Annotated in this window: 15 protein-coding genes and 1 pseudogene; 11 read left to right on the top strand and 5 right to left on the bottom strand. The window is 63.1% G+C overall.

Annotated elements, in window-relative coordinates:
* Positions 1-15 precede the first annotated feature (15 nt).
* The 4 genes from nudE to ACZ6WW_RS02310 all read left to right on the top strand — a co-directional run bounded on the left by nudE (position 16) and on the right by ACZ6WW_RS02310 (position 3,267).
* Positions 16-573, top strand: a complete 558-nt coding sequence (gene nudE, locus ACZ6WW_RS02325) for an ADP compounds hydrolase NudE (RefSeq protein ID WP_465272792.1) — start codon at positions 16-18, stop codon at positions 571-573.
* Positions 570-1,385: a 3'(2'),5'-bisphosphate nucleotidase CysQ gene (cysQ, locus tag ACZ6WW_RS02320; protein ID WP_465272791.1), complete on the top strand. Its 816-nt coding sequence runs from the start codon at positions 570-572 to the stop codon at positions 1,383-1,385. Before nudE ends, cysQ begins: the two co-directional genes overlap by 4 nt.
* Before the next feature lie 63 nt (positions 1,386-1,448).
* Positions 1,449-2,261 carry a nucleoside triphosphate pyrophosphohydrolase gene (gene mazG / locus ACZ6WW_RS02315; protein ID WP_465272790.1) on the top strand — a complete coding sequence of 271 codons (813 nt, stop codon included), beginning with the start codon at positions 1,449-1,451 and terminating at the stop codon, positions 2,259-2,261.
* A gap of 229 nt (positions 2,262-2,490) precedes the next feature.
* Entirely contained in the window at positions 2,491-3,267 is a 777-nt protein-coding gene (locus tag ACZ6WW_RS02310) for a DUF4097 family beta strand repeat-containing protein (protein ID WP_281852251.1), read from the top strand.
* Positions 3,268-3,342: 75 nt separating this feature from the next.
* Here the strand turns inward: ACZ6WW_RS02310 and ACZ6WW_RS02305 are convergent, their stop codons facing one another.
* The 3 genes from ACZ6WW_RS02305 to ACZ6WW_RS02295 form a co-directional block, all read right to left on the bottom strand.
* Positions 3,343-4,461 (bottom strand): SLC13 family permease, encoded by a 1,119-nt coding sequence (locus ACZ6WW_RS02305; protein WP_465272789.1) that lies wholly within the window; start codon positions 4,459-4,461, stop codon positions 3,343-3,345.
* Positions 4,462-4,547: 86 nt separating this feature from the next.
* On the bottom strand, positions 4,548-7,034 hold the full coding sequence (locus ACZ6WW_RS02300) for an ABC transporter permease (RefSeq protein ID WP_465272788.1): 2,487 nt from the start codon (positions 7,032-7,034) through the stop codon (positions 4,548-4,550).
* Between the two features lie 202 nt (positions 7,035-7,236).
* Positions 7,237-7,947 (bottom strand): ABC transporter ATP-binding protein, encoded by a 711-nt coding sequence (locus ACZ6WW_RS02295; RefSeq protein WP_281852254.1) that lies wholly within the window; start codon positions 7,945-7,947, stop codon positions 7,237-7,239.
* Here ACZ6WW_RS02295 and ACZ6WW_RS02290 point away from each other — a divergent pair.
* The 3 genes from ACZ6WW_RS02290 (at position 7,946) to ACZ6WW_RS02280 (ending at position 10,397) form a co-directional block, all read left to right on the top strand.
* Positions 7,946-8,557, top strand: a complete 612-nt coding sequence (locus tag ACZ6WW_RS02290) for an arylesterase (RefSeq protein WP_465272787.1) — start codon at positions 7,946-7,948, stop codon at positions 8,555-8,557. The genes ACZ6WW_RS02295 and ACZ6WW_RS02290 overlap by 2 nt on opposite strands.
* A gap of 109 nt (positions 8,558-8,666) precedes the next feature.
* Entirely contained in the window at positions 8,667-9,389 is a 723-nt protein-coding gene (locus tag ACZ6WW_RS02285; protein WP_281852256.1) for a response regulator transcription factor, read from the top strand.
* A 24-nt stretch (positions 9,390-9,413) separates the two neighbouring features.
* Positions 9,414-10,397, top strand: coding sequence for a sensor histidine kinase (locus tag ACZ6WW_RS02280; protein ID WP_465272786.1), 984 nt, complete (start codon positions 9,414-9,416; stop codon positions 10,395-10,397).
* A 150-nt stretch (positions 10,398-10,547) separates the two neighbouring features.
* On the opposite strand, the gene ACZ6WW_RS02275 is transcribed toward ACZ6WW_RS02280, so the two are convergent.
* On the bottom strand, positions 10,548-11,171 hold the full coding sequence (locus ACZ6WW_RS02275) for a 3-oxoacid CoA-transferase subunit B (RefSeq protein WP_465273005.1): 624 nt from the start codon (positions 11,169-11,171) through the stop codon (positions 10,548-10,550).
* A gap of 93 nt (positions 11,172-11,264) precedes the next feature.
* Positions 11,265-11,900, bottom strand: a pseudogene (locus ACZ6WW_RS02270) (CoA transferase subunit A); the annotation flags it as partial.
* Positions 11,901-12,063: 163 nt separating this feature from the next.
* Between ACZ6WW_RS02270 and ACZ6WW_RS02265 the strand changes: the two are divergent.
* The 4 genes from ACZ6WW_RS02265 (at position 12,064) to ACZ6WW_RS02250 (ending at position 16,149) form a co-directional block, all read left to right on the top strand.
* Positions 12,064-12,435, top strand: coding sequence for a BlaI/MecI/CopY family transcriptional regulator (locus ACZ6WW_RS02265; RefSeq protein ID WP_465272785.1), 372 nt, complete (start codon positions 12,064-12,066; stop codon positions 12,433-12,435).
* Positions 12,422-13,714 carry a M56 family metallopeptidase gene (locus ACZ6WW_RS02260; protein WP_465272784.1) on the top strand — a complete coding sequence of 431 codons (1,293 nt, stop codon included), beginning with the start codon at positions 12,422-12,424 and terminating at the stop codon, positions 13,712-13,714. The genes ACZ6WW_RS02265 and ACZ6WW_RS02260 overlap by 14 nt, the downstream gene beginning before the upstream one ends.
* A gap of 18 nt (positions 13,715-13,732) precedes the next feature.
* Positions 13,733-15,028: a M56 family metallopeptidase gene (locus ACZ6WW_RS02255; RefSeq protein WP_465272783.1), complete on the top strand. Its 1,296-nt coding sequence runs from the start codon at positions 13,733-13,735 to the stop codon at positions 15,026-15,028.
* A 98-nt stretch (positions 15,029-15,126) separates the two neighbouring features.
* Complete coding sequence (locus ACZ6WW_RS02250; protein ID WP_465273004.1) at positions 15,127-16,149, top strand: isoaspartyl peptidase/L-asparaginase family protein; 1,023 nt, start codon at positions 15,127-15,129, stop codon at positions 16,147-16,149.
* The last annotated feature ends 111 nt before the right edge of the window (positions 16,150-16,260 follow it).

The following is a 16,260-nucleotide window of genomic DNA, read 5'->3' as shown; positions in this document are numbered from 1 at the left end:
GGTTACAATCGCCCGATGCGCAAACCACCGATCATCCATGCCACCCGCGACGTGCACGGCAGCAGCTTCCTGCACGTCGAGCAACTGGATCTGGAATTCTCCAACGGCGAACGCCGCACCTACGAGCGCCTGAAGGGCAGCGGCACAGGCGCGGTGATCATCGTGCCGATGCAGGACGACGAAACCGTGCTGCTGGTACGCGAGTACGGCGCCGGCGTCGGTCGCTATGAGCTATGCCTGCCGAAAGGGCGGCTCGATCATGGCGAAACCGCGCTGGAAGGTGCCGATCGCGAGCTCAAGGAAGAGATTGGTTTTGGCGCACGCAAGTTGACTCCGCTACATAGCCTGTCGCTGTCGCCGTCGTATATGACGCATATGGCCCATGTGGTGTTGGCGCAGGATCTCTACCCGGAGCGCCTGCAAGGCGACGAACCGGAAGAGCTCGAAGTGGTGCCGTGGAAGATGTCCGAACTGCACCTCCTGGTCGCACGCGACGATGTCACCGAAGGGCGTTCCATCGCCGCCCTGTTCATGGCGCGCGAGTTCCTCGCCGGCCGCTTTCGTCCCACGTGAGCGCCGAACTTTCCCCCCTGCTGCAACGCGTGGGCGATATCGCCCGCGCGGCCGGCGAAGCCATCCTCACGGTTTATCGCAGCGACTTTGACGTGGTGCAGAAATCCGATCGCTCGCCGGTCACGGCAGCCGATCTGGCTGCGCAGGAAGTGATCGTGGCCGGCCTGGACGATCTGGAGCCGCGACTGCCGGTGGTGTCGGAAGAGGCACATGCAGCCGCCTGGAGCGAACGAAAGGAGTGGACGCGCTATTGGCTGGTCGATCCGCTCGATGGCACGCGCGAGTTCGTCAAGCGCAACGGCGAGTTCACGGTCAACATCGCGCTGATCGACAACCATGAAACCGTGCTTGGCGTGGTGCTGGCGCCGGTGACCGGCGAGCTTTATGTCGCCCGGCGCGGCGAAGGTGCCTGGTTGCAGAAAACACTGGGCGGCGCCTGGCAGCGCATCGGTACACGCGACCTGGCGCAGCCGCCGACCGTGGCCGGTAGCCGTTCGCATGGCGGTAGTGCGGTGTCGATGTTGCAGGCCTTGCTGGGTGACGAGTACACCTCGCATCCGCTGGGATCGTCGTTGAAGTTCTGCGTGATTGCCCGTGGCGAAGCGGACGTCTATTTGCGTCGCGGCCCCACCAGCGAGTGGGACACCGCTGCGGCGCAGTGCGTGCTGGAAGAAGCCGGCGGCGCGGTGCTGGATCTGCGTGGCGAGCCTTTTCGCTACAACCGCGGGGAGTCGCTGCTCAATCCGGAATTCATTGCCGTGGGCGATACGAGTATCGATTGGCGCGGGCGCTTGCTGGCATTGGATCTGTAAACGTCGCGACCGTTCAAAGCAACGCATTTACAAAATTTGGCTGGTTTTCGAGGCTTTCGGACTATGTCGCGCCACACCCTGAACGATCTTCTCGACATCATGACCCGCCTTCGCGACCCCGAACGGGGTTGCCCCTGGGACGTGAAACAGAATTTCGCCACCATCGCGCCCTATACGATCGAAGAAGCCTACGAAGTGGCCGATGCGATCGACCGGCAGGACTGGCACGACCTTCGCGATGAGCTCGGCGATCTTCTTCTGCAGGTCGTTTTTCATGCGCAGATGGCCAAGGAGGCCGGGCTGTTCGATTTCGACGATGTGGCGCATGCGATCAGCGACAAGATGCTGCGTCGACATCCGCATGTGTTCGGCGATACCAGCTACGACGATATCGAAGCGCAAAAGCAGGGTTGGGAAGACATCAAGCGTGCCGAACGCGCGGCCAAGGGTGACGGCGTCGACGACACCAGCGTGCTGGCCGGCGTGTCGCATGGGCTGCCGGAATGGAAGCGCGCCACCAAGTTGCAGCAACGCGCGGCCAAAGTCGGGTTCGACTGGCCGAACGCAGCGCCGGTGCTGGACAAGCTGGCCGAGGAACTGGACGAAGTGCGCGCCGAGTTCGCCGATGGCGCGGATGTCGGGCGGCTGCAGGACGAAATCGGTGACGTGTTATTCGTCACGGTGAATCTGGCCCGCCACGCCGGGGTCGATTTTTCGCAGGCGATGCGGCATGCCAATGCCAAGTTCGAGCGTCGGTTTCGGCGGATGGAGGCGTTGGCGGAGAGTGAAGGCAAGCCTCTGGCCGAGCGTGATCTGGCCGGACAAGAGGCGCTTTGGCAGCGGGTGAAGGTGCTGGAGCGGTCGTCGCACGATTGAAGACACTGGGCCCCGGCGTTCGCCGGGGCGCCGACTGAGAGAGTGGCTGATAGGGTGCGCCTGTTACCCCTCACCGTCGCCCCGGCGAACGCCGGGGCCCAGCGCCTTTGCGCCTCAGAAGAAGCCAAGCCATGACTGCTGGCGGTTGACGGTTCCTGGGCGCGGACGCAACCTTTTTCCCACGGGTTGCATCTGAGTCTTCGAACCGTTCACTTAAAGGAACCTCACCATGCGTCGCTTGATTCTTGCCGCCTTGCTGGTGGCCCCATTGGCCGCCCACGCGCACGACGACTGCAAATACCAGGCGCCCCGCGCGATGAAGCTGGACTTGTCCGGCGTGCGGGAGGTGCAGCTCGAGGTCAATAGTTACGACCTGCATGTCACCGGCAGCGACAGCGCTACCGTCGGCGATCTCAATGGCCGTGCCTGCGCATCCGACCAGAAGCTGCTGGAAGATCTCACGGTCACCCAGCATCGCGAAGGCGATCGCCTGATCGTCGAGCTCGGTGGACACCATACGACCATCAATTTTTTCGGTAGCACCTATACGGACCTGGACATCAATCTCCAGTTGCCGGCGAAGATGCCCGTATCGATCAATGTCGGTTCCGGCGATGGTTGGGTGAGCGGTGTGCACACGGTCAAGGGACGCGTGGGTTCGGGTGACCTGCACCTCACCGACATCGACGACACCTTTATCGGCGGCGTGGGTTCGGGCGATATCGATGGGCGCAATATCGGGCGTATCGAGCTGGGTTCGGTCGGCTCGGGCGACGCGAAATTCCATGACATCAAGGGTGATGTCAAAGTCGGCAGCATAGGCTCGGGCGATGTGACATTGGTCGGTGTCGGCGGCAGCGTGCGTGCCGATACGCTCGGTTCGGGCGATCTGACCGTGCGCAATGTGCGCGGCGATTTCAGCCTGGGTGCGAAGGGTAGTGGCGACGTGCACAAGTCCGATATCTCGGGCAAGGTGAGCGTACCGCACGATGATGACGATGATTGAGTTGTTGGAGCCCCCCCTCACCCTAACCCTCTCCCCCGGCAAAGCCAGGGGAGAGGGCCGGGGTGAGGGGCGCTCCTAATGCAGCGCCGTCCAGACCAGATAAACCACCGGCGCGCACACCAGCAAAAACGGTATCGACACCTTGTGAAACAGCCCCATCGCATGCGGCTGTTTTGCCAGGCGCAAGGCGATCAGATTGGCCAGCGAGCCGATCACCAGACCAAATCCGCCGACGTTGACGGCAACCGCGAGCGCCATGGCATCCGAGGCATGGTTCAGCAGCAACACCGTCGAGGGCACGTTGCTGATGATCTGCGAAGCGACGATGCCGCCGATATAGAGATTCAGCGGTTTGTCGAGGCTGAGCCGATCAAGGCCCGTTTGCACAAGCGGCAATTCGGCCAGGTGACCCAAGCCGAGAAAGATCACCGCGAACGTCGCCAGCAGCAGCCAATCCAGGCGCTTGAATGTCTGGCGCTCGATCAGGAACGGCAGGATTACCAGGGCCGCGCCGAGCAGGGCTTCGCCGTGCTCCATCATCATCACCATCATCGACAGCGCAACGATCGACAACAGCCCCAGTGTCGTGCTGACAGGCTGCTCTTCGGCCAGATGCGTATGCAGCTCGATGCGCTCGCGCGGCAGCCAGAACCAGGTAAGCAGGGCGACCATGACGAACATGGTGGCGGCGACCGGGAACATGACGCGTACGAAGGTCAGAAAGGGCAGGTGTTCGTACTGCCAGAGCAGCAGATTTTGCGGATTGCCGATCGGGCTTAGCGTGGAGCCCGCGTTCACCGCCAACGCTTCGAGTATCACCATGCGCAGAATCGGCAGGTTCGACATGCCGCCGATGGCGACGGTCAGTGGCACCAGCAGAAACAGGCTGACGTCGTTGGTCAGCACCATCGACAGAATTGCCGTGGCCGAGACCAGGAGCAGGCCCAGGCCGCGCAGTGAATGTACGCGCTCGACCAACGAAGCGGCGATGCGCTGCACCCAGCCGCTATCACGAATCCCCTGGATGGCGAGCATCAGGCCGAACAGTCCCGCCAAGGTTGGCAGGCGCAGCCAGCGCTGGTGCTCATGCAGCGAGCGTGGATCGGCGATAGCCAATACGAGCGTGAGCGCCGCAAACAGGACGAGCAGCCATTCCTGTTTGAGGCGCTGGATGAGGAGTGAGGTAGTTGCCATAAGCGCTAAGGTAGCAGCCCGGCCCTACCTATTTCGTCATTCCGGCGAAGGCCGGAATGACGAAATTGTGGGCGTGAAGTTTGAATTTAGCCTTCGCGCAATAGGCGCATCGGCGAGGTGCGCGTCACCTTCCTAGTGCCTGCCAACCCTAGCAACATCACCACCAAGGCCGCCATCAGCGCCGCACCAAACAGCGGCCACAACGGCGGCACGAAACCGTCGATATGAAACACCGCATGGCCCAGCCAGATACCCGTGCCCGTGGCACCCAGTGCCGCGGTCAAACCAGCCACCAGTCCAAGCAACGCAAACTCGCACGCTGCCGCTGCACGCAATTGCGATCGGCGCGCGCCCAGCGTGCGCAATAACGCGGCCTCATGCCGACGCTCCGCCGCGCTGGCTGCCAAGGCAGCGGCAAGTACCAGCGCACCGGCCAACAGGCTGAAGCCAAGCACCCAGCGAACCGCGTTGCCGACCCGGTCGACAATCTCGCGCACCCGATCGAGCAGCGAATCCACATCGATCAAGCTGAGGTTGCTGTAGTCACGCGACAGCGTGGCCATCTGTTCGGCGTGTCCACGTGGGACGTAGAAGCTGGCGATCCATGTGTGCGGCAATTGATCCGCGTGCGCAGGATCGAGCAGCAGGAAGAAGTTGACGCGGAACGAGCTCCAGTCGACTTGCCGAATGCTGCCGACCTTCGCATCGATATCGCCTTCGCCGATATTGAAGCTCATCGTGTCACCAACTTTCAGGTGGAACATGTCGCGCCAGCTGGTATCGATCGACACCTCGGCCTGCGCAGGGCTGGCTCCGGACCATTGGCCGGCAATTACCTGATTGCTCGGTGGCAACTCGCTGGACCAGGACAGGCGCAACTGGCGGTCGGCCCAATCTTTCGCGCGTTCGTCCTGGAAGTGGAGGCTATCGATCGGCTTGCCGTTGATCTTGGTGAGCTTGCCCACGGCAAGCGGCAACATGTTGAGTTTTTGACCGCCGATGGACGTGAGCGTTTGCTCGAAACTCGCGCGCTGGTCGTCCTGCAGATTGAGTACGAACCAATTGGGTGTGTCGACAGGGAGTTCGCGACGCCAGCCTTCAAGCAGCGCGGGCGCGACAATGGCAAGCAGCAGCAAGGCGACCAACCCCAGGCTGAGCGCGGTGGCCTGGATCAGGCTCATGCCGCGCCTGCGCGCCAACGCCGCCAGCCCTAGCCGCAACGCCGGGTGCGCGCCCGGCGCAACGCGGCGTGCCGTCCACAGCAAGGCGGCCGCCAACAACGCTGCGACGATGGCTACACCGATCAGGCTGGCCGCCAGGATGCCGGCGAGCTTGGCCGAGCCGCTTTGCGTCCAGATCAGCAGCAACGCGACGACAGCAGGCACCAGATACAGCGCGTCGAAACGGCGTACTTGCCGCGTTACGCTCTCGCGAAACACCGCGACGGGCGGCACATCGGCAAGACGTGCCAGCGGCGGCAGCGCGAAGCCCGCCAGCACCGCAATACCCATCGCGGCGGAGGCGAACACCGGACCGAGCGGCAGTTGCGTCGGCACGGCGGAAAACAACTGGCTCGCGAAGGCCCACGCACCCTGGGCAAGGGCAAGCGCGATGACGATGCCCAACGCCGCGGCGGGAATCGCCAATGCGGTGAGCGTGCCGATCAGCAGGCCAAGTACGCGTCGGCGCGGTGTGCCGATAGCTCGCAGCAGCGCGACCTCGTGGGTCTTGCGGCGCGCATAACGCTGCGCCGCAAGCGCGATGGCCACACCGGCCAGCAAGGCCGACAGCAGGGCCGTCAGTCGCAGGAACGATCCGGCGCGGTCGAATGCGCTGCGCATCCGTTCCTGGGTCTGCTCCGGCGTCATCAATTCCGCGCCCTGCGGCAGCTTGCTGTCCTGCGCATAGCTGCGCCACTGGCGCACCGGTGCGGGGTCGCCCGCGATCAGCAGGCGGTGGCGTGCGCGGCTGCCGGTGCCGAGCAGGCCGGCCTGGGTGGCGTCGTCCAGGCTCATCAGCGCGCGTGGCGCGAGCGCAAACAGTTCGCCGCCATCGGGCTGGCGTACCAGTTCGGCGGCAATGCGCAAATTGCGCCCGCCCAACTGCAGCGGGTCGCCCACCTTCAGGCCGAGTGCGACCAGCGCACGGTGATCGAGGTAGACGTCGCCGCTTGTCGGTGCGTGGGCATCCGTACGGTCACGGCCCTGCGTATCGATGACTTCCAGCGTGCCGCGCAGCGGATAGGCCGTGTCGCTGGCCTGTACGTCGAGCAGTTGGCTGTGTCCGTTGGCGAAGGCAACGCTGGGGAAGCTGGCGCCCCGGCTGGTTTTCAGGCCGAGCTTTGCGGCCTGGTCCGCATAATCGGCCGGCAACGATTGCGGTGCCGTCATGCCGAGATCGCCGCCGATCAACTCGGCGGCGCTGGCGAGCATGCCGCGCTCGATACGTGCGGTCAGCGTGGCAACGACACCGAGAGCGACCACGGCCAACACCAGCGATGCGGCCAGCGTGCGCAGCTCGGGCAGGTGCCATTCGCGGCGCAGGCTGCGCAGGGCGAGGCGGAAGAGTTTCATGCGCGCGCTCCGCTGCAGGTCTTTGTAAGGGCGACCTCACAGCCTCGGTTTTTCAGCGTCATCCCGGCGCAGGCCGGGATCCAGTGGCTTCTGTTGTCGATTTTCGCGAACGGCTTCAGGCTCTTCCGCGACAACCGAGCAATAACGCCACTGGGTCCCGGCCTGCGCCGGGATGACGAGCTGATGGCGGTGTGCGTGCCGCTCATGAAGCCACCTTGGCGGCAGGCTCGGTGCTGGTAACCACCCGCCCGTTATCCAGCTCGACATGACGCGAACAACGCGCGGCAAGCTTGGGATCATGGGTGACCAGCACCAGAGTGGTGTGGTGATCCTGGTTCAAGGCAAACAGCAGGTCGGTGACATGGTGGCCGGTACGCTGGTCGAGGTTGCCGGTGGGCTCGTCGGCAAACAGCAGGCGCGGGCTGTGCACGAAAGCGCGGGCAATCGCCACGCGCTGTTGCTCGCCGCCGGAAAGCTGTGCGGGATAGTGCTTGCGTCGCGGCGTCAGCCCGACCGCTTCGAGTGCTTCGCGGGCGCGGCTGCGCGCTTCGTTGCTGCCTTCCAGCTCCAGCGGCAGCATCACATTTTCTTCGGCGGTCAGCGCGGGCAGCAGGTGAAACGACTGAAAGACGAAGCCGACCAGCCGGCGGCGCAGGTCCGCGCGCTTTTCCTCATCGAGTTTTTCCAGCGCGTTGCCATCGAGCAAAATGCTGCCGCTGGTGGGCGTGTCTAGGCCAGCCAACAGGCCGAGCAAGGTGGTCTTGCCGGAGCCAGAGGCACCGACGATGGCGAAGCTCTCCCCTGAATGCACCTGAAGGCTTACACCCCGAAGAATGTCCAGCTGCCCCTCGGGACCTCGTACCGACTTGCTAACATCGCGGGCATCGAGAAGAACACGGGATGTACCACTCATGCTTCGTTTCCTTTCAGTGCTACTGCTGTCGTTGTGTATCGGCGTGGCCCAGGCGGCAACGCCTCGGACCGTGCTGGTCCTTGGAGATTCCCTGTCCGCGGCGCACAACATCCCGGTGGAGGCGGGCTGGGTGCATTTGCTGGGCGACCGTCTCTCGAACATGGAGACGGGTTGGTCCGTGGTCAATGCCAGCATCAGCGGCGAAACCTCATTGAGCGGCCGCAACCGCCTGCCGGCCTTGCTGGCCAAGTACAAGCCCTCGGTCGTGGTGCTGGAGCTGGGGGCCAACGACGGCCTGCGCGGCCTGCCGCTGGACGCCCTGCGCGCGAATCTGGCCGTCATGATCGATCAGTCCGCAGCGGCCAAGGCCAAGGTGCTGTTGCTGGGGATCGAGCTGCCGGTCAACTACGGGCCACAGTATCGCGACGGGCTGCGCGCCATCTATAGCGACCTATCGACTCAGAAGCACACGGCGCTAGTGCCGTTCCTGCTCGATGGCGTGGCGCTCGATCCGAAGCTGATGCAGGACGACGGCCTGCATCCGGTGGCTGCGGGCGAGCCGAAAGTGCTCGATACCGTCTGGAAGGGGCTGCAACCGTTACTTAAGTAATGCAACGGTATCTGAATCGTTGCCGCGCGCTTTCACGCATCTGTCACCGGCCGAATCGTTAGCTGTTCACCTTTGTGAAATTCCAAACGTCCGCGGATGGGAGGCAAGCATGAGTTCACGTGACGAGCAAGCAGGTCTGGTGCTGTTGGTAGAAGATAATCGGCAAATTGCCGAGATGGTCGGCGAATTTCTGGAACGCCGGGGTTACTCGGTCGACTATGCCGCCGATGGTGTCAGTGGCCTGCATCTGGCCGTTTCCAACAGTTACGACGTAGTGGTACTCGACCTGATGCTGCCAGGCATGGATGGCCTGGATGTATGTCGCAAGCTGCGTAAGGACGCCAAGAAATCCACGCCGGTACTGATGCTGACGGCTCGCGACACGCTGGAAGACAAGCTGGTGGGCCTCGAGGCCGGTGCCGACGATTACCTGGTCAAGCCGTTCGAAGTGCGCGAGCTGGAAGCACGTCTGCGCGCCCTGATCCGTCGCGATCGCCGCCAGGTATCGACCGAGGTGCTCACCGTCGGCGACATGACGCTGGATACGGCGACGCTGCGCCTTACGCGTGGCGGTCAGGAACTGACCGTGTCGCCGATCGGCCTGAAGCTGCTGGCGATCCTGATGCGCGAATCGCCCCGTGTGGTCAGCCGTCGCGATATCGAGCGCGAAATCTGGGGCGACACCTTGCCCGATTCGGACACCTTGCGTTCGCACCTCTACAACCTGCGTCGGGTGATCGACAAACCGTTCGAGCGCCCGCTGCTGCATACCATCCACTCGGCCGGCTATCGACTTGCCGATCTCGAGTCGGAGGTCGCATCGGCCATGTAACCGGCTCGCGGCCGGCGGCTTCTTATGGAGACCAGGGGTAGTTCGCAAACATCGAAGGGTTCGCAGGGCGGAACGTACTATCGGCGTATTGCGCTGATATTCGGTTTGCAGCTGCTTGCACTGATCATCGTCTCGCTCATGGGCGCGTTCAACGTGGCTCCCTTGGGAGCCGTGTTGGCGCTTGTCGTGATCATCAGCGTGCTTGGCTGGTTGGCCGCGCGACGCGAATGGTCGCCGGTCGATCATCTGGTCAGCGTCCTGCGCGGATGGGACGAGCGCAAGCCGGATCTTGGGAGCTGGGAGCAGGACAAGATGCCGCGTCGTTCGACGTCGGATATGCGCGAACTGGCCAAGGGCATGGGCCAGTTCGCCACGCGCATCGCCGGTTACAACCAGCGCGAGCGCGAGTTCACGCGTGATGCCAGCCACGAACTGCGCAGCCCGTTGACGGTGATCAAGATGTCGGCGGACATGCTGTCGGACGAGCAGGCGCTCGGTGAATTCGGGCAACGTTCGGTCCAGCGCATCAAGCGAGCCAGTCGCGAAATGGGCGCGCTGGTGGAGGCCTTGCTGATTCTTGCGCGCGAGTCGGATAACGGCCTGAGCATGGAAGAATTCGTGGTCAACGAAGTCATCCGCCGCGAGCTGGAAGACGCACGCGATCTGCTGCACGGGCGGCCGATCGAACTGCAGCTGGAAGAACCTGCGCGCTTTGCTCTGCATGGCTCGCCACAGGTGTTTTCGGTGCTTTGCTGGCAGTTGATCCGCAATGCATGCCAGCAGGCGGAGCAGGGCACGATCGTGGTGACAGTGTTGCCTGGTGCCGTATCCGTGCTGAGCCGGTCATCGATCGATCAAGCCCATGCGGTCGACCGGCATGGCTTTGAATTGGCAATCGCCCGGCGCATCAGCGAGCGCTTTGCGTGGGAGCTGGAGCTGCAGACGCGCGAGGGCAGGCAGCATATTGCGCGGGTGAAGTTTCCGCAGACGTTGCCGGTTCGTTCTTGAGCTGGAGCGAAGAGCGCCCCCTCACCCTAACCCTCTCCCCCGGCGAAGCCAGGGGAGAGGGGACTGACTGAGGCAAGTTTTCGAAGTTACGTGCTTTTGCTCTCTCTCCCCTGGCTTTGCGGGGGGAGAGGGCTGGGGTGAGGGGGGCTCTTAAAGCCCCGCAGCCACCTTGAACTCACACCCCGTCTTAGCCTTCACCTCATCCACCGTCACCCCTTCCTGCAGTTCGATCAGCGTCAGGCCCTGGCCCTTCGCCACTTCGAACACGCAAAGATCGGTGATGATCAGGTCGACGACTTCCTTGCCGGTCAGCGGCAGGTCGCATTCGTTCTTGATCTTCGGCGAGCCGTCTTTGGCGGTGTGCTCCATCAGCACGACGACGCGCTTGACGCCGCTGACCAGGTCCATCGCGCCGCCCGGACCCTTGACCATCTTGCCCGGCACCATCCAGTTGGCCAGGTCGCCGTTGCAGGAGACTTCGAGGCCGCCGAGGATCGACAGGTCGATGTGTCCGCCGCGGATCATCGCGAATGACTCGGCGCTGGAGAAATAGCTCGAACCGGGCAGGCTGGTGATGGTCTGCTTGCCGGCGTTGATCAGATCCGGATCGACATGTGCGTCATCCGGGAACGGACCGATACCGAGCAAGCCGTTCTCGGACTGCAGGGTGACGTCGATGTTTTCCGGGATGTAGTTGGCCACCAGGGTCGGAATGCCGATGCCAAGGTTGACGTAGAAACCGTCGCGCAATTCCTTGGCGGCGCGCTGTGCCATCGCGATACGAATCGGGCTTTCCTTGCCGGTGTTGGCGCCGGCAACCGTGCGGAATTCGATGCGCTTTTCGTACTTCTCGCCTTGGATGATGCGGTCGACGTAGATACCCGGTACATGGATTTCATCGGCCGCCAGTTCACCCACGTCGACCAGTTGCTCCACTTCGGCGACGCAGATCTTGCCGCAGGTGGCGATCATCGGGTTGAAATTGCGCGCGGTCTTGCGGAAGACCAGGTTGCCCAGCTTGTCGCCCTTCCACGCCTTGACGATGGAAAGGTCGGCATGGATGGCCTCTTCGAGCACGTATTCCTTGTCGCCGAAGGTCTTGGTTTCCTTGCCCTCGGCCAGCTTGGTGCCGAACGCGGTGCGAGTGTAGAAACCTGGAATGCCCGCGCCGCCGGCCCGCAGTTTTTCGGCCAGGGTGCCTTGCGGCACGAGATGGAGTTCGAGCTCGCCGGCCAGTACCTGGCGCTCGAATTCCTTGTTCTCGCCCACGTAGGACGCGTATACACGCTTGACCTGGCGGGTCTTCAGCAGCGGACCCATGCCGAAATCATCCACGCCGGCGTTGTTACCGACGATGGTCAGTCCCTTGGTGCCCGCGGCGAGCAGGGCGCCGATCAGGTTCTCCGGGATGCCACACAGGCCGAAGCCGCCGGCGGCGATGGTCATGTCGTCGATCAGCAACCCGTCCAGGGCCTGCTTCGCGTTTGCGAAAACCTTATCCATAGCGATGCCTTCTACCTAACTGGGGGAGAGTCAGCTGCCTAGGATACGACGGATTGGTGTCAGCCCATGCTGTACGAAGGTCCAAGTGAGGCCGGCAGGCTATTGACGGCCAGCGTTTACGTGTGTAATTGTTCGTCACGCTTACACATGTAAACGGTGACTCATGTCGATCAGCGAAGCCGAATCGGTAGTCATGGAGGTGTTGTGGCGGCAGGCGCCGCGCAGCGCCGAGGAGATCCTGGCCGAGGTCGGTCCGCAGCAGGGCTGGCAGGAAGGCACGGTCAAATCGCTGCTCAACCGCCTGTTGAAGAAAAAGGCGGTCCGCGCCGAACGGGACGGGCGCCGTTATCTCTACTCGCCCAAGCTGACGCGGGAGCAGTACGTATCCCAGGAAAGCAAAGGCCTGCTCGACCGCCTGTTCGATGGACGTATCGCACCACTGGTGGCGCACTTCTCCGAGCAGCGCAAGCTGAGCCGCAAGGACGTCGCCGAGCTGAAAAAGCTGCTCGAGGAGCTCGATGATGAGCAGCCTTGAGCCCTGGCTCCCTTCGTTGTGGCTGGCGGTTCTTGCGTCGACTTTGTCGCTGCTACTGGTCTTTCTGATGCGTCGTCCCATGCGCCGCTGGCTTGGCGCGGAAACGGCGTTTTTATTATGGGCATTGCCGCCGGTTGCCGTTGTGGTGACGCAGCTGCCACACCCGACAGGTGTTGCCTTGCCGCCGTTGCCGCCATTGATTGTCAACGTGACGCAGGCGTCGGCGATACCCGCGGCGCATGGTGTGTCCGGCGCACTTCATGCGAGCAGTTTGCTCGTGCTGACATGGTTGATTGGCGTGGCGATTTGCGCGGTCACCGCTGTTGCGCGGCAGCGCCGCTATGAGCGCCATTTGCACACTGCGGTTCGTTGGACTGCGGCCGAACTGGTGTGGCCCGTATGGCAGGCGCGGGACACTCGCACCGGGCCGGCCATGGTGGGCGCATGGTGTCCACGTATCGTATTGCCCGGGGATTTCGAACAACGTTACGACGCAACCGAGCAGGCGCTGATTCTTGCGCATGAAGCCAGTCATGCGCGCCGTCGCGACGGCTGGTGGTGCCTCGTGGCGCAAGCGATGGCATGCCTGTTCTGGTTTCACCCGCTGGTCTGGTGGGCGCTGCCTGCGTTCCGTCACGACCAGGAGCTCGCCTGCGATGCCGCCGTCATGCGAAAGCAACCGGGACAGCGTCGCCGTTATGCCCTTGCCATGCTCAAGACCCAGGGGGCGACCGATGCCTTGCCCGTGGGGTGTGCATGGTCCCCTCGTCATCCCGTTATGGAGCGTGTTGCCATGTTGAAGCGTTCGCAGGTCGGTCGTGTTCGTCGCTGGGTCGGAAAGGTGACTGTAGTCAGTCTCGTATGCGCTTTGAGCGGTGTCGTGTATGCGAGCGCTGCGGATATGCCGCGCTCCACATCGCCTGCCGCGGAGCGCTTTACCTTGAAACTGGAAGTCGCCACCAAAGGGCAACCGGCGCATCTGCATTCGACGAGCTGCCTAGCTCCTGGGCGTGAGCATTACGAGCTGACCGATACAAGCATGGAGGGCTTGCCGCCTTGGCATGCTCTCATCAGCGTATCGCCGGCTGAGAAGGGTCAACTCATGGTCAACGTGGAAATGTCCGGTGGGACGCTCGACAAGACTATTTATCCCAGGGTTCTGGTGCTGGCGGGACAGCAGGGCACGATCCAGGTCGGTCAAAAAATCGAGGGCGGCGCAGGCAAGCCGCAGGAAGATCGCACCATCTCGATCAAGGCGACGCCAAGCGTGGGTTGCTGACTTTTCGGAGCGCGGCTGATGAGCAGTTTTGAACCCTGGTTGATTTCGTTCTGGCCGGCCCTGCTGGCGCTGTCGTGTTCGCTGCTGCTGGTGTTGTCGTTGCGATGGCCGACGCGGCGTTGGCTAGGCGCGGAATCGGCGTTCTACGTGTGGTTGCTTCCGCCATTGGCCTTGCTGGTGAGCGCGCTGCCTCATCCTGTGATGGGGCCGTTACCGTCGCCGCCGCAGTTGATCGTTCAGATAACCGGTGCGGTTGCCCCGTCCCCCGGATACGTCGCCGCGCCGGCAGTGGCGTGGAAGAACCTGCTGTCACTGGCATGGATCACGGGCTTCATCGTGGTCGCATCGACCTTGATCGAGCGGCAGCGTGGTTACCGGCGTCGCTTGCGCACGGCGACGCGATGGCCGGGCGCTGCCGGCGCATGGCCGGTCGTGCAGGCGGGAGACAACGACACGGGACCGGCCATGATGGGAGCGATCCGTCCGCGCATCGTGCTTCCCCGGGATTTTGCCGGGCGCTACGACGCCGATGAGCGCGCGTTGATCCTGGCGCATGAAATCATGCATGCGCGTCGTGGCGATGGCTGGTGGTGCCTGCTTGCCAGCGTGTGCCTGTGTCTGTTCTGGTTTCATCCCCTGGCCTGGTGGGCGTGGCTTGCCATGCGACACGACCAGGAACTCGCCTGCGATGCTGCCGTGATGCGCGAGCACGCGGGGCAGCGTCGGCGTTATGCCCTGGCGATGCTCAAGACTCAGCATGCAACGGCGGTGTTGCCGGTGGGCTGCGCATGGTCATCCCGTCACCCGGTGGTGGAGCGTATTGCGATGTTGAAGCAGCCTGTTGTTTCCCGCCGCCTCGGCAAGGCCGGTGTCGTGGCGATAGCTGTTGTCCTGACTGGCGCGGTCTACGCCGGTGAGCAGCCTGGACCGCTCAGTGCCGACGCAAGGGCCATTGCCGAGGCCACGCATTTCAGCGTGGATCTCACCATTCGTCGGGACCATGAGCCGGTTCCCATGCATCAGACAGTCTGTCTTGCCCGTGGCGAGCACTACACCCTGGATATACCCGCCATCGGCGACAAGCCGGCATGGCATGGCTCGTTCGTGGTGGAACCGGTCGAGCAAACGTACCTGGCCTTCCGCGGCACGCTGTCGGGAGGGCCATGGCTTGGGACATTTACACCCAAGCTTCAGGGGGCGCCGGGGCAGTCCTCGACCGTACTGATCGAGAATCACCGGCCACCGAGTCCATCACATGGACCGGGCTTCGATCACAGCTTTGGCATGGGAGTAATCATGAAGCTGGGATGTTGAGTCCGTACGGCTGAGCACGGCGTCGGCGCTGGCTATACTCGGCTCACGCCGCCAGTCCGGGAGAACGTCGCGTGAAGTTGCAGTACCTGTTCGCCGCCATGACCGCCCTTGGCATGGCCAGCCTCGTGCATGCCACGACACCCGTGCTGGTGATTCATGGCGGTTCGGGGGTGATCAAGCGCGACATGAACCCGGCGAAGGAAAAAGCCGTGCGGGCCGCGCTGACCCAGGCATTGCAGGTGGGCTACGCTCAGCTGAAGAACGGCAAGGCGGCGATGGATGCGGTGACCGCCGCCATCACCGTGCTCGAGGACGATCCGAACTTCAACGCCGGCAAGGGATCGGTATTCACCCACGACGGCAAGAACGAACTCGATGCCGCGGTGATGGACGGCTATTCGCTCAAGGCCGGCTCGATTGCTGCCGTGCATCGCGTGAAGAATCCGATCCTGCTGGCGCGGGCGGTGATGGATAAATCACCGCATGTCATGCTGATCGGCGATGGTGCCGAACAGTTCGCCAAGGAGGCCGGTATCACGCTGGTCGATCCGAGTTACTTTCGCACTGAAGAGCGCTGGCAGCAGTTGCAAAGAGCGCTCAAGGAAGACAAGGCGGCCAAGCCGCATGCCGATGAAGAAACCGCCAAGCATTTCGGCACGGTGGGCGCTGTTGCGCTCGATACGTTCGGTCACCTTGCCGCAGGCACGTCGACGGGCGGCATGAACGACAAGCGTTACGGCCGCGTCGGCGATTCACCGCTGATCGGCGCCGGCACGTATGCCAATTCCGGTTGTGCGGTATCGGGCACGGGATGGGGCGAGTTTTATATCCGCACCGTTGCTGCGCACGAGATCTGCATGCGCGTTACGCAGATGCGCGTGCCGCTGCGTCGCGCCGCGGCCGAGGTGATCAATCAGGAAATCCCGTCGATGGGCGGCAACGGCGGTGCCATTGCGCTCGATGCGGACGGAAATGTAGCGATGCCGTTCAATACAGATGGGATGTATCGCGGTTGGATTGGCGCTGACGGTACGCCACATGTGGCGATCTATGGGGATGAGGATGATGGGGCGGGCGATCCGTTGCCGGCGGTGGGTAGTAGCTCGTCAGAAGAGCCGTAAGCTTTTCGGGCCATCCAAAAACCATCCCTACTCGTCATCCCGGCGCAGGCCGGGATCCAGTGGCTTTGTGAGCGGTTGTCGCGAGAGCCGTCAATAATTGCTCTATCGCGA

The sequence above is a fragment of the Dyella sp. NPDC103356 genome, from assembly GCF_055584465.1.
Note: the sequence above shows the minus strand (reverse complement) of the source record. Positions and strands in the feature narration are given on the sequence as shown.

Bases quoted from the DNA above. Each gene is read 5' to 3' on its own strand.
- ACZ6WW_RS02290 (WP_465272787.1), top strand. From the start codon at position 7,946: ATGCTTCGTTTCCTTTCAGTGCTACTGCTGTCGTTGTGTATCGGCGTG.
- ACZ6WW_RS02300 (WP_465272788.1), bottom strand. From the start codon at position 7,034: ATGAAACTCTTCCGCCTCGCCCTGCGCAGCCTGCGCCGCGAATGGCAC.
- ACZ6WW_RS02260 (WP_465272784.1), top strand. From the start codon at position 12,422: ATGAGCAGCCTTGAGCCCTGGCTCCCTTCGTTGTGGCTGGCGGTTCTT.
- mazG (WP_465272790.1), top strand. From the start codon at position 1,449: ATGTCGCGCCACACCCTGAACGATCTTCTCGACATCATGACCCGCCTT.
- ACZ6WW_RS02250 (WP_465273004.1), top strand. From the start codon at position 15,127: ATGACCGCCCTTGGCATGGCCAGCCTCGTGCATGCCACGACACCCGTG.
- ACZ6WW_RS02285 (WP_281852256.1), top strand. From the start codon at position 8,667: ATGAGTTCACGTGACGAGCAAGCAGGTCTGGTGCTGTTGGTAGAAGAT.
- ACZ6WW_RS02280 (WP_465272786.1), top strand. From the start codon at position 9,414: ATGGAGACCAGGGGTAGTTCGCAAACATCGAAGGGTTCGCAGGGCGGA.
- ACZ6WW_RS02295 (WP_281852254.1), bottom strand. From the start codon at position 7,947: ATGAGTGGTACATCCCGTGTTCTTCTCGATGCCCGCGATGTTAGCAAG.
- ACZ6WW_RS02310 (WP_281852251.1), top strand. From the start codon at position 2,491: ATGCGTCGCTTGATTCTTGCCGCCTTGCTGGTGGCCCCATTGGCCGCC.
- ACZ6WW_RS02255 (WP_465272783.1), top strand. From the start codon at position 13,733: ATGAGCAGTTTTGAACCCTGGTTGATTTCGTTCTGGCCGGCCCTGCTG.
- ACZ6WW_RS02305 (WP_465272789.1), bottom strand. From the start codon at position 4,461: ATGGCAACTACCTCACTCCTCATCCAGCGCCTCAAACAGGAATGGCTG.
- nudE (WP_465272792.1), top strand. From the start codon at position 16: ATGCGCAAACCACCGATCATCCATGCCACCCGCGACGTGCACGGCAGC.
- ACZ6WW_RS02265 (WP_465272785.1), top strand. From the start codon at position 12,064: ATGTCGATCAGCGAAGCCGAATCGGTAGTCATGGAGGTGTTGTGGCGG.
- ACZ6WW_RS02275 (WP_465273005.1), bottom strand. From the start codon at position 11,171: ATGGCACAGCGCGCCGCCAAGGAATTGCGCGACGGTTTCTACGTCAAC.